Source organism: Allocoleopsis franciscana PCC 7113 (genome assembly GCF_000317515.1).
GTDB lineage: Bacteria > Cyanobacteriota > Cyanobacteriia > Cyanobacteriales > Coleofasciculaceae > Allocoleopsis > Allocoleopsis franciscana.
In genome coordinates this window covers 3,333,183-3,345,908 of the sequence record NC_019738.1, presented here as the reverse complement: position 1 = coordinate 3,345,908, position 12,726 = coordinate 3,333,183, and the positions used below count along the sequence as shown (strand labels likewise).

At 47.9% G+C, this 12,726-nt stretch carries 10 protein-coding genes; 4 read left to right on the top strand and 6 right to left on the bottom strand.

The window, feature by feature from the left end; translation table 11 throughout:
- Positions 1-65: 65 nt before the first annotated feature.
- Together MIC7113_RS13965 and MIC7113_RS13960 are read right to left on the bottom strand one after the other, a co-directional pair.
- The gene (locus MIC7113_RS13965; RefSeq protein ID WP_015182817.1) at positions 66-506 is read right to left on the bottom strand and encodes a bis(5'-nucleosyl)-tetraphosphatase; all 441 of its coding nucleotides are present in this window, start codon (positions 504-506) and stop codon (positions 66-68) included.
- A 31-nt stretch (positions 507-537) separates the two neighbouring features.
- Positions 538-1,083, bottom strand: coding sequence for an RNA 2'-phosphotransferase (locus MIC7113_RS13960; RefSeq protein WP_015182816.1), 546 nt, complete (start codon positions 1,081-1,083; stop codon positions 538-540).
- 523 nt (positions 1,084-1,606) lie between these two features.
- On the opposite strand from MIC7113_RS13960, the gene MIC7113_RS13955 reads away from it, so the two are divergent.
- From MIC7113_RS13955 to MIC7113_RS13945, 3 genes are all read left to right on the top strand, one after another.
- Positions 1,607-3,667 (top strand): iron uptake porin, encoded by a 2,061-nt coding sequence (locus MIC7113_RS13955; protein ID WP_015182815.1) that lies wholly within the window; start codon positions 1,607-1,609, stop codon positions 3,665-3,667.
- Between the two features lie 340 nt (positions 3,668-4,007).
- The gene (locus tag MIC7113_RS36360; RefSeq protein ID WP_015182814.1) at positions 4,008-6,503 is read left to right on the top strand and encodes a hypothetical protein; all 2,496 of its coding nucleotides are present in this window, start codon (positions 4,008-4,010) and stop codon (positions 6,501-6,503) included.
- Between the two features lie 144 nt (positions 6,504-6,647).
- The gene (locus tag MIC7113_RS13945) at positions 6,648-7,220 is read left to right on the top strand and encodes a hypothetical protein (RefSeq protein ID WP_015182813.1); all 573 of its coding nucleotides are present in this window, start codon (positions 6,648-6,650) and stop codon (positions 7,218-7,220) included.
- A 15-nt stretch (positions 7,221-7,235) separates the two neighbouring features.
- Here the strand turns inward: MIC7113_RS13945 and MIC7113_RS13940 are convergent, their stop codons facing one another.
- Both MIC7113_RS13940 and MIC7113_RS13935 read right to left on the bottom strand, forming a co-directional pair.
- The gene (locus MIC7113_RS13940; RefSeq protein ID WP_041780815.1) at positions 7,236-8,459 is read right to left on the bottom strand and encodes an extracellular solute-binding protein; all 1,224 of its coding nucleotides are present in this window, start codon (positions 8,457-8,459) and stop codon (positions 7,236-7,238) included.
- Positions 8,460-8,535: 76 nt separating this feature from the next.
- On the bottom strand, positions 8,536-9,180 hold the full coding sequence (locus MIC7113_RS13935; RefSeq protein WP_015182811.1) for a phycobiliprotein lyase: 645 nt from the start codon (positions 9,178-9,180) through the stop codon (positions 8,536-8,538).
- 475 nt (positions 9,181-9,655) lie between these two features.
- Here MIC7113_RS13935 and MIC7113_RS13930 point away from each other — a divergent pair, with 475 nt between their 5' ends.
- Positions 9,656-10,036 (top strand): hypothetical protein, encoded by a 381-nt coding sequence (locus MIC7113_RS13930; protein WP_015182810.1) that lies wholly within the window; start codon positions 9,656-9,658, stop codon positions 10,034-10,036.
- Between the two features lie 285 nt (positions 10,037-10,321).
- Here MIC7113_RS13930 and cobT read toward each other — a convergent pair whose 3' ends face one another.
- Both cobT and MIC7113_RS13920 read right to left on the bottom strand, forming a co-directional pair.
- Entirely contained in the window at positions 10,322-11,512 is a 1,191-nt protein-coding gene (gene cobT / locus MIC7113_RS13925) for a nicotinate mononucleotide-dependent phosphoribosyltransferase CobT (RefSeq protein WP_015182809.1), read from the bottom strand.
- A 235-nt stretch (positions 11,513-11,747) separates the two neighbouring features.
- A complete protein-coding gene (locus tag MIC7113_RS13920) occupies positions 11,748-12,650 on the bottom strand; it encodes a DUF2232 domain-containing protein (RefSeq protein WP_015182808.1) in 903 nt (300 codons plus the stop codon).
- Between the last annotated feature and the right edge of the window lie 76 nt (positions 12,651-12,726).

Below are 12,726 nucleotides of genomic sequence, written 5' to 3'. Positions count from 1 at the left end.
CTATCAATACCTGAGAAATGTTTCAAGAATCAAAGAATGACAAAAATTGATTAATTTAATCAATTTTAAAACCTGATTTCATTTTTGTGAAAATGTTGTTCCAATTCTGCCAACAAAGGGTCAATTGTTTTTTTCTGAATAGCATGAGGTGGCTTCCAGTCCACCCAAATATAAGCATCATGCTCACTGAGTTGTAACTTAACGTCTTGTTTCAACCATCCCAAAAAAATTACCAATGTTTTTTCTGCAATTTCTTGTAGCCCAAACCGCTGCTCAGAAGTTTGATAAATAGTGGTAAAACGAAATGTTTGATCTAAATGTAAACTACTCGCTGCAATTCCAGTCTCCTCATAGAGTTCACGAAAGGCACAGCTTAACTCATTTTCACCCACTTCAATATGACCTTTGGGTAAGTCGTAGCGAGAGGAATGCTTCATCAGCAATAAGAAACTTAATTGGGGTTGAGTCCGCATCACGATGAAGCCGCATGATTTGACCTGTCGCATACTAATAGGTTGTCATTCTTTGCTAAATAAATCAGAGCAGTTGTAGATACTCAGATGGAACATTATCCACTAACCAAACTCCATTTTCGGAACAGTAGAAGGTATAACCGTCCTCATACATGGCGGCAGCATTGACTTGAAAAATAACGGGACGACCGTGCCGTAATCCTACCTTTTCAGCTATCGTGATATCAGTCGATAAATGGACATGGTGCCGCGACATTTTGCAAAGACCCTCCTGAAGAATTGCCTCAACAGCACCATGACCCGTCCCATGGTACAGAATATCAGGCGGAATTGCTGGCTCTAATTGCAAATCGACCTCTACACTATGACCTTGATTAGCTCGAATTAAGCTACCTGTAGAATCAAAAGCAAATCGTTTTTTGTCGTTTTTAGCGACTACTTCATCCAATTCGCTCCGATTGATGACAAAGGAACGCTTTTTACAGGCAGCCAGAAGTTCATCGACAGCCACCCAGCCGCCGGGGGAAAGTTCGATGCCAATTTGTTCAGGTGTGTGTCGAAGATGTTTACTCAGATATTTGCTGATTTTGACTAGGCGAGAATTGTTCATGAGTTCCTCTTATGCCAATAGGACTTGGAAGTCAGACTATTTTGGATGCAAGGTAACTTAACCCGTCATTACTCGTGTCGTCTGATCCTCAGGATTGGGTAACCTATTGTTTAGAAATCTCCTTCAGTAGCGCGTATCATAAACATTGGCGTGACGCTAGCGCAGGATACTAAAAGGAATTGGGGCAGCATACTGAAGCATCTTGGCTTTGGTAGATGGGATGTTTGTATTATATGGTACTACATCGGGTTTGGACAGATTCCTGACGTTTAAGCTGTGTCCATTCCTAAGAGTTGGTGATAACTCATCCAATCCACGTTTTGTGAAGTTGTTTAATCAGGGCGATCGCTCTTCTCGCCTTACAGATTTATACTTGTCCCAGGCTCACTGCACCAAAGTTATACTCGTTGCTCAAACAGGGAGAAAAACTTCACTCCGAGTAAGGAATAAAAAGCCGGTTAGCCGTTAGCCTTAAATCTCAGCTAAAATCAAACCCGACTGTGGTGTTTCGAGGAATATTACCGTGAAATCCTGTCTGAGCTTTGAAAAGACAGCCTCTTCGGCATTGATATTTGCAACCTTGAGTTGCTTCACCGCCAATTTCGCCCCTGCTCATGCTGCCCCCCCTACCCGCCCAGCAACAGTAAGTGAATCGATTGAATCTTCAACACAGGAATTCTCGGCTTCTACAGATTTATTAAAACTCACACAAACAGCCGAACTCGCACCTGCCACCAACCCGCAAACAGGATTAGCACTAGCAAATCCCACCGATGAGTTCGCAATTACTACTCCGACTGAACAGGCAGGGGTTGAGGCTACAGAACCGACAGTGAACGAAATCGCTGTAGTCACGCCAACCCATCCCCTCTTACAGCCGGACACTTCTCTCACCGACTTAAAGACAGCGCGTCGCTCAACCGAGGCATTGGGCGAAACGAACCTCAAGGATTTAACCATTAAACCGCCACTTCAGGCTCAAGTCCTGCCAGCCGATGAGGCAAGCGAATCCCTGTCTCCAGCGATAATGCCCCTAGACCCGCTAGAGGAAGTTGAGGCCGATGCCTCAATGGATCAGGTTACCAATGTTACTCAATTATCTGACGTGAGACCCACAGATTGGGCGTATGAAGCGCTGAGAAGTTTGGTGGAGCGTTACGGCTGTATCGCGGGTTACCCCGATGGCACATTCCGAGGCAATCGAGCCATGACACGCTATGAATTTGCAGCGGGTCTGAATGCTTGTTTGCAACAAATCGAGCGGCTTGTCGGCGGGGGTGGTTCAAATTTCGCTTCCAAGCAAGATTTAGAAGCTCTGCGCCGTCTCACCAATGAGTTTCAGACCGAACTCGCTGCGATCGGCACGCGAGTGGACAACCTAGAAGGCCGCACAGCGCGTTTAGAAGACAATCAATTTTCTACCACAACTAAGCTTTTTGGTCAAGCCATTTTTGGGGTTCAGGGACGCAGTGACAATAGCTTTGATTTCTTCTTGAACCGATTAGAAGACCAAGGCACGAATATTAACGTCGTTGACAACGTACAGTTGAGTTTGTTTACTCAGTTCAGCCCTCGTAGTTTATTGCTGACTGGACTCGCCGCCGGTAATGGCAACAACAGTACCACCCGTTTAGACAAATTTGTGTCACTGGGTTATGAGAGCGGTAATAATAACAACTTAGAGCTGAGTGACCTCAACTTTCGTCACCTGCTCACGAATAAATTAGCCGTCATCTTGGGTCCGGTGGGGGTTAACCCGGTTAACGTTTTCCGAGGTGTCAATCGTGTAGAAAGTGCTGGTTCTGGCCCCCTTTCTCGCTTTGCCCAGCGTAACCCCATCATCAACATTGGTGGTAATGGTGGTGGCATCGGTTTTGACTACCAACTTGCCACACGTGTCAGCTTACAAGGCGTCTACTCCGCCAACCGCTCTAATGATCCCTTTAACGGCGGCATCTTTGGGGGAAATGAAGGGTCAACGACAGCCGGCGCGCAGTTAGTCGTGTCACCTATGGATACTCTGGATGTTTCTCTGCAATACCTCAACAACTACTCACCCTCTGGGGACTTACTCACGGGTGTTGGGGATGATGTTTTAGCCATACAAACGGTTAATGCCGCAGGATTTCTCAGAGCACCGATGCAAACCAATGCCTTTGGTTTGGGTGTGGAATGGCGCTTGTCACCACGCTTTACCATTGGGGGATGGGGTGGTTACACCACGTCCAACTTCAAAGATGGCCCAGGAAGTGTAGAAACCGTTAACTGGATGGCATTTATGAATTTCCCAGACTTGCTGGGTGAAGGGAACTTGGCTGGCATCTATGTTGGTCAACCCCCCAAGATTACCAGTAGTGACCTGCCAACGGGCAGAAATCGCCCCAGCTTCGTGAATCGGGGTGACTTCTCAGCAGGTGAAGGGGATCAGCCCGATACGACACTTCATTTAGAGGGATTCTATCGCATCCGAGTGACCGATAATATCAGTGTGACACCCGGAGTGATTGTGATTCTCAATCCTAATCACAACGACAACAACGACAACATTACGATTGGTGCGCTCCGCACAACCTTTACCTTCTAGGGGTCAAGGCCATTAATGAATGATGGGTTTGTCGTGAGTGCTAAAGCGCTGGAGCGCTGATGACAAACAGACATTCTTACCGAGGCAGGAACATCTGGAGGCGCGACGGCGTCTCTAGACTCAATCGCCAAAAATAAGCTCGGAAAGCTCGTGTCTATAGGCGCGAGCTAACACCATGAGGGAACGCTGTTTGAGAGTCTGGGTGCCTTACACTACTTTTCCTAGTACAGCTCGATTCGAGCGAAATCTGGATAGATTGATAAAAAATTTTGTTCCCCAAAGCTTCTGAAATTGTCCTAAATCGTCTGCTGAGTTGTTCATTCACTAGTGGAGTCTTAACATGATTGCTAAATCTACCCGCTACGCTGTTTGCTTAGGTCTCGCTGGAGGCTTGGCTGTAGCTTTAACTCCTGCTGCTCATGCCCAAATTCAAGTGACTGGCGGTGACTTCAAAGGTCCCGCCGCTTTTTTTGTACCAACGCCAGGAACAGGAGGAGCAACCCCTTCGGGGAAAGTCGAGTTATTTGACCTTACGGTTCAAACCCTTAATCTACAGACTTCTAGGGGAAACACCAGTACGGCTATCTTTGTTCCTACTGCCGCTCTTTTCAATGCTGGAGCGGATAACCAGCCGAATGCGAATGATACGGGTACAGTTAAAGGACTATTATCAGGATTAGCTTTTGTGGGTAATGGTGGTACTCCTATTCCCTTCACTAATAGAACCACCCTCCTGAACTTTAGCGTCAATAGTTTTACTAATAACTCAAGTAATATTAACGGGACGCTGCTAAGTCCTCAAACAGCGGGTCAGGGTTCACTCATCTTTTTACCCAATGTGGAGGCAACAGTTGCCTCCGGCTCTAGCTATCAAGCAACCTCTGGAGACTTACAACTCGGTACCCTCGACGCCAAGTTGACGACGGGTGCGATTGATTTGCCGCAAAGCTATACATTCCAACAGACGGGTAGCACGACTACGACGCCGTCTACAGATACAATATCTCGGCGCATCAAGTTTCAGTTTGAAGGGGAAAATGTTATTCCCGAAAGTGGGACAAATTTTAGCGGAACGAGCAGCAATACTGGAACCAATACAGGTACCAATACTGGAACCAACACAGGTACCAATACTGGAACCAACACAGGTACCAATAATCAACTCAGATTTGTTGGTCAGGCTAACAAGAAATTCACAATTGAGACTATCGGTAATCAGTCAAACGGACAATACAAGATTGACAGTACTTTGGGTGCTGTAGATATCAAGATTGATGGGCCTTTCACGAATGCCACGTCAACGGGAACATTGAGTGATACAGCAAGTACAACTTACAAAATTGAAGGCGAAAGTAATGGCATCCTTTCGCTGTTCGCTCTCAATTCTGTTGGCTTCAGTAGTACTTCTAGTAGCACTTCTCCATCCAACACAAAATTCGAGTTTCAGCAGGGTAGCAATAAATTAACAGGTAGCAGCAGTGGAAACGTTAACTTCTACGCTGTTGCTGGGGTTAACAGCTTCAATTCAGATACCGCATTCACCAACTATCAACCCAGTAGCTCTAATAATTCGACTTCCGGTTCTAACGGAGCTTGTAATCTCTGCGGCACTACGTTAGCTAATAATAGTAATGTATTGCTAGGTACTACCACTATTACGATCGGTGGTCCTATTAGTGTTGGCACGGGTGGTGGCAGCACGGGTGGTGGCAGCACGGGTGGTGGCAGCACAGGTGGTGGCAGCACTTCTGGCAACACGTCTGGTAACACGTCTGGTAACACGGGGGGCGGCAGCACGGGTGGTGGCAGCACGGGTGGTGGCAGCACTTCTGGCAACACGGGTGGTGGCAGCACTTCCGGTAACACGGGTGGCGGCAGCACTTCTGGCAACACGGGTGGTGGCAACACTTCCGGTGGTAGCTGCTCTGGCGGTTGCACTGATAATGATGCGAATGCAGCCAATACGAATGTCTTTGCTTCAGGAGGGACTTCCTATTCCAGCACGGCTCAGAATCAGTATCAGATTCTGGCATCCTCCAACATTCGTATTGTCACAGATGTTAAGTTGACGGGTTCTTCTAAGATTAAAGTCAAGGTAGTGCAACGGGGTAGCGATCGCTACTATGTAGTCTACCGTGAGGGCAGTGGCTCCTCTGGTCAAGGTAGCAGTGGCTCCGGTTCTACTTCCGGTTCGGGCACAGCCTCCGGTTCGGGCACAGCCTCCGGTTCGGGCACAGCCTCCGGTTCGGGCACAGCCTCCGGTTCGGGCACAGCCTCCGGTTCGGGCACAGCCTCCGGTTCGGGCACAGCTTCCGGTTCGGGCACAGCCTCCGGTTCGGGCACAGCCTCCGGTTCTGGCACAGCCTCCGGTTCTGGCTCCGGTCAAGGTAGTGGCACAGGCACAGGTACAGCTTCCGGTTCTGGCTCCGGTCAAGGTCAAGGTACAGCTTCCGGTTCTGGCACAGGCACAGGCACAGGTACAGGTACAGGCACAGGCACAGCTTCCGGTTCTGGCTCCGGTCAAGGTAGTGGCACTGGCACGGCCTCCAATGATGACCAAGATGATGACCAAAATGATGACCAAACGGCCTCCAATGATGACCAAGATGATGACCAAGATGATGACCAAACAGCTTCCAATAATAACCAAGAAGTTGTATATAAGGTCGTTGGCCCATCTAGCCGATGCTTCCCTGGCTTAACCGGTTTGCGGCAACTTTCGGCTGAAGAAGCTGCTAGTGTTAGCAGCAATACCTCTACATCTGACGACAGCAATACCACTACACCCAGTAACACTGGTGAGGGTGGCGCTGGTGCCACAACAGCTCCCCAGTAAGATGATGATGGAGTGATGCTGTAATTGGGTGGGGCAACTCATGAGAAGTTGCCCCACCATCGGTAGAACCCATGAGAGATAAGGGAACCATTGAAGTGTTACTTAGTCATGCATAAAGAAGTAAAACTGTCAAGACAATAAGACATGACGGCTTCCACTGTTCGCATCAAGAGTCGGGATTTTGCCTCAAAATTAAGTCAGCAGGTTTCTGGAGTGTGCCTGCTATTCACTGCTCTCGCACTTTTGATGCCTCAGTCAACATGGGCACAAACATCATCGATACCAACTCCCTCCTTCGAACCCCTAGAGACAAAACTTCTAGACGAGACGACTCTACCCCCATCCAGTGATTGGGTAACAGCCAATACCATCTCGCCCACAAGTTTAACGAACCCTAGTCTGTGGTGGGCAGAAGAACAGTTTGATGAATTTGATGGCAAACTGATTCAAAATTGGATTGCTTATCGCGGCAAGAAGAGAGTAGATTTGGTGGTCAACCGCCAACTCTGGAGTATTCTCGATTATTTAGGACGATACAGTTTCTTGAGCCGATTTGGGGCTGCTGCCAGAGATTATCAGTATAATGTCCGGGTATTTAACGAGCGAGCAGGGCTATTAGCCACCTATACCTGTAATTACAGTACAACTCCACCCGATTGCCAGCTTAAAGTATTCGACTCTTTTGGGAGAGATAGTTTACCTGTTCGTAGCAAATAAGTTGGTAACGGGTTGCTAACTATGCCTAACATTACGGATTTCTGTCCACAGTTTTTCATAGTCTTGAGATATTTCCTGTGGCAAAGGTTCAAGAAATTCACATTTTTTCAGAACTTTACTATCCGGTACAAGTAAGCGGTTTTCTCGAAGAGTTTTCGGTAACTTAGTCGGCTCGACATCGGCAAACATGGGCGAGGCGGCATGGCTCAAGACAGAAATTTGCTGGGCTGGCAGGGGCTTCCAGCAAAACTCAATCCATTGCTTTGTTAAAGGCATGTTGACGCTGGAATCTTGTTGTGGTGTTGAAGAAGCCGATGTCTTTACAGTATTGGATCTAGCAGCTATGGGGGCTGGTTGCACCCAGACATCTGCCCAAAGCGCTGTTCCCGATAAGGGCACGATACTGTCAATTTGGCGATAACCCGATTGCACTGATAATACATCCGTAGACCAACCCAACGCTAACCAAGTATCTCCTAAAAGCAAGGGTTCTAAATATTGGTTAGAACTATAATATTTAACCTGTTGATGCAGCTTCAGCAGTTCTTCCTTGAGGTTAGGTACCTGACTCAAATTTTTGTGATTGTAGGAAAACCCCAATTTTTTCAAGGTCAGACCAATCACTTCGCGAGGCTGATCTAAAAGAGAAATGCGATCGCGTAATTCCGGACGCCACAAATCGCTCCAATCCTTCGGTGTCCAGCCCAACTCTTCAAACTTGTCGCGGCGATAGACAATAACCGTGGTACCCCAACGGTAGGGTGCGCCCCACACTTGACCATTCTTAGCGAGTAGCCCTTGCTGATTGCGCGTGACAATCTCCTGCCAACGAGACGGTAGATTCTTCCATCCCTCTAACTCTTGTACTTCTAGAGGTTTAATCAGTCCTTGCCCAATGGCTGATTCTAGCCAATAATCCCCCAAGGTGACCAAATCCGCAAGTTTTGGCGTTTTTTTGCCAACGAACGGTAAGGAAAATCCTTGCCTATCGTCCTTTTTTTCAGCTAGCTGCTTCCAGGTTTGCAGTCGTTTAAATAAATCTTTTAACTGATTGGCTGGGTCAAAATTAAGCTGAGCAGGTAGCTGTAATTCCTGACGAAATTCATTCAGTATCCGAGCTGGAATTGAACCTTTCAACAACTGCACGTTCAAAGACTGGGGTTGCTCACGAGTACACCCAGACACCAGTTGACCCAGCGCTAGAGCACTGGCACTTACTAAAAAAGAGCGTCGCTTCATTATTAAGGAATTAGGGATAACACAGTAGGAGAGGCGAGAGAGAATGGTTCTTCCCTCATCAGCACCCTCCTCCACTCTACAAATCCTGCCGCCGTTCAACACCAAAGCCCACAAGGTCAATAACTGTGGGTGCCTCGCCTGTTTCCGGACGCTTATAGGTGATAATGGTGCGTAATCGTAAATCGGGTGCGACCAGCCGCATTTGATCAATGGCAACTGAACGCCGATAGTAGGTTGTCATCTCCAACGTTTGACGACTGGGCAGATAGGTAAAGCGACTCTTGACCGCACCAGGTTCGGAGTAACCCTCATCTCGTAGATAATAGCCCTTAATCACCTCTGGGGTTGCGGGAACTTGAGCCGTTAGCGGCAGTGGTGGTACAGCCGCCGATGTTTCTTCTGGGACTCCATCAAAATAAGTATCTGGGATAAACAGAGCCTTAAGACTCATCGACACCTGTTCGCCAGTTTCTGAGAGGGTATCAAAAGCGATCGCAAACCCTGGACAGACAATCTCACCGGACTCAACTTGCGCCAAGTCAAATTGCATCCCTTCCAGGGAGGATAAAGACAAAATTTGCTGTTTTTGGTCACCCGTTAAGGATTCCACCCGAAATTCTGTGAACGAACGTTCAACTTGGCCTTCTATGAGAGAATGATAAATTCTTTCGGTTTTCCATAAACCCGTACAGGCGGTAAAAAATTCCTGAAAATCAAGCATATTTTTGGAAATGGCTTAAATCTGTACTCAAAAGAGGAGGATAAGCTTATTTAAGCAAATTAGCATAATTTTTGTTATCTCTTAGACAGACAGGAGAACTCCACAGAGTAACAATTTCCTTAGCCTAAAAATTGACATTACACAGCCGAGGAAATCCTACGCTTCGACATCAATGGAAAATCACTCTGCTTTCGGTATCAATTTTGCTATTTCTAATGCTCGGAATTGTTTGCCTTTGGGGTTGTTACATGATGAGTACAATAAATTTGGCACAGGTCAGCGATCACAAATAGAATCAAGTATATTTGCTGGTTAGAGGAATCGTCAATTTTTCTTAAAATTCCCTTGCACAAATGAGTCCACGGTTTGAGCCGCTCATTTTTTACAATAGTTAAATCAATCAGCAATCAAGGCCAATTTCGCCATAAATTTAATAGCATAAAAGTGAATCCCATTTCGGACACTAGGAAATCGCATGGATGCCGTTCAAAAGCAAATCGTCGCCCTGAGTCATAAAATCGATGCACTCTACCAAATGATTGATCAGCTGAGTTGCAAAGTCTCAGACTCTCTGACTGAAATCAAACAGATGCCACGTCAGGAAACGAATCCTTTTTCGTCAGCAGGACAGTTCAGGTCGCATGGCTATCAAAGTCCAAGTCTTCTTGACTCAGTCATGGAACATAAAGACGTTCTGATTGATGGCAAAAGCGAGTTTACCAATTCTCATCAAAACAGTGAGAATGCGCTGTCTGCCGACATTCAAGTCCAACGCCTGACCGCTCAACTGACAGCCGCGTATAATCGCATTGCAGCTTTAGAAGAACAGCTACTCGCTCGCAGAATCCATTCTTAACTCCCCCATTGAGGAGCTTTTAACAACAATCCTCAGACGACCTGAAAGGGTACAGCGTTACTTGTCTATAAAGAAGATTAATCTCAAGTTAGTGTAGTATCTGTACGCCAATATAGCCAAATCATCTTTGGTAGGATTGAGGACGGGTGCAACTGTAACTGTATAGCTAGAACTAAAGTGAAGTGTACTTGAACGGGGACAAAAACCCGGCGTTGTACTAGTGCATCGGGTCTTCCTTGATGGGGTTCTTGTCACACTACTTTCACTCACTTCGACACAATAGTATTAACTTCGGCAGTATCGCTCTACTAAGGCTTCAATCGCTTGAAGTAATTGCACAGTATTCCAGCCTTGGTAAAGATGGATTGCGATCGCACATCCCCCTGCTCCCACACCTTCTTTGACATATCCCTGTTCATAAGCTTGTAGCTGTGGATAGCGAGACGTAGCAAAACTGAGCTGTGTTGCCAAAAGCGGTACCCCACCAATGTCTCGTGCTAATCCAACCGTGTCACCTGTGGGGTCTTCCGCAACCCAACGAGTTGTTCCCACGACAATTCGTTCGGGTTGCCAGATCAATGGGGTAATTGGGGGATTAGACGATGGGAGAAAGCCTTCTTTCCCCGTCTCCCCTTCCCCCATGCCTGTTTCGGAGCTGGGAGGTGGAACTGCAAGGTCTGAAGTTGGCTGCTGGCTTAACGCCTGCGCTAGAGCATAAACGGCTAGCATTTGTGTACCACCCGCAAGCAATACACCACAGCGACGTGTCGCCGCAATCACCATCCCGGCTGCGGCAATTTGCATGGGGTCTCCTACTGCCGCTACTAACTGGAATGGGTCACTTTCCAGCCCTGCGCGTCGCAACCCCTGGTGTACAATTTGCCACTTTTGGGCATGATTGCAAGTGGGGTGGCTGCTGTTGACCTTGCCATCTGCCCTAATCCCTAAACCAGTGAGGATACTCAGAGCTGTTGTGGTTCCTCCCACTACACACTCGCTGAGAATCAGATACCCTCCATCCGTCACGTCTGCCAGCTTTTGCCCCCATTTTAAGCCTTGCTCAAACAGATGCTTTACCGTGCCGAGGGGGAGAGCATCCCCAGAACTCAGACATTTGGCTGGAACTCCCCCTAAGTCAATGGCGGGTACGGCGGGAGGTTGGGGTAAACCCGCATTGAACAGATAGACAGGAAGCTCCAATGCCTCAACCACCGCACGGGAAATCAAGACAGGGGAGGCTCCAGCGGTTAGGGGAGGGAGAGGATATTGAGGCTGGGGTGTGACACCATTGACCAAAAATTCTGCATCTGCGATCGCAGTATATCGCCTATCCTCTGGTGTTGCACCGGCGGCTGAAATACCGGGGATCAAAGCGGTGGCAGTAAAGCCTAAAATACAAGCGAGTATGGGGCGGCGTCCCTGATACTGCTGCAACCATTGATTTCCCTGAGGAATTTGGGTATAAATTCGGATCATTTAGTTTAGATGTTGGACGGTTAGAAAGTTCAAGCTAGTGTTCTAACCTGCAACCTGCAACTCTTCTCTTACCAAGTTGCAGTTAAAGATAGCAGACTTTTCCCTTCGTTCCCCGTCTTCGTATAAGCTCCTCAGCACCTCAGCACCCCCGCACCTCAGCACCCCCGCACCTCAGCACCCCCGCACCCCCGCACCCCCGCACCCCCGCTCTATCCCCTGTGAACGCAACTTCGTATCAGCCCTCGTAATCCAGCAACACTTGAACCCAGTTTGGGGGTCGGGGAATGGGGTTACCTAAGCGATCGAGCAGGAGTAAAGCCACAAGATGGACAACGAATAAATAAACCAAGTTACTGATGATAATCATCACCACAGCGAGGGCTTGAATCAGCGTTAGACTCGGCTGAGCGAGCAAGCCTAATCTGGTAAATCCCCACTCCGTCAACTGGGTAATCTGAGTCATCACGTAAACCCACAGGTCTTCTCCTAAGAGCAGGGAGAGCAACCAAAACCGGAAAAAGAAGCCTAATGTCCCCAGCAGCCCTCCTGTCAGGATGGAAAACAGCCAGTTAGATTGGCGTCTCCACATCGCTCCCAACTGCACCCCCATCAAGCCATAGGGGATGACAAACAAAATGCTACGGGTTGGCCCCATCAGGACGGAGAGCAATAACCCCGAAACAATTGCCGCCATCCAAGAGGCTCGGTTTCCCCACCTAAGATAGACTAAGGCGATCGGTATGGGGAAAAACATCCGCAGCACTGGCCCCAAGGGAAAGTAATAATTAATCAGCCAGATTAAGCTAGCGGCACTGGCTAGAAACGCGGTTTCCACCATCGCCAGAGGCGCTTTTGGGACAACTTGGGAGCGCTCTTGCTGGGCATATTTGGGAGGAAAAGTGGCTTCTTCTGGAGAGTCGATCAAATAATCTTCGTCTATCGACATCTCACTCGCCTGTGACTGGGAAAACTCATCGGTTTGGCTTATTGCCGTATTGGGTAAGGTGCTTTGCTCAGCTTCATCGGCTGAGTTAGAATTGCCGCTTAAGGGTTCCGCTTCCGATTTTAAAGGCTTGTTCTTGGTTTCCTCCGAAGGATCGGGACGGGACGCTGGGGCATTATCAAAAGGATCGCTCATGCCAATTTAGTGCCATTAGTCATTAGCCATAGTCTTAAATCATGGGTGATTGGTTTCCCATTGCGGCTTACCCTTG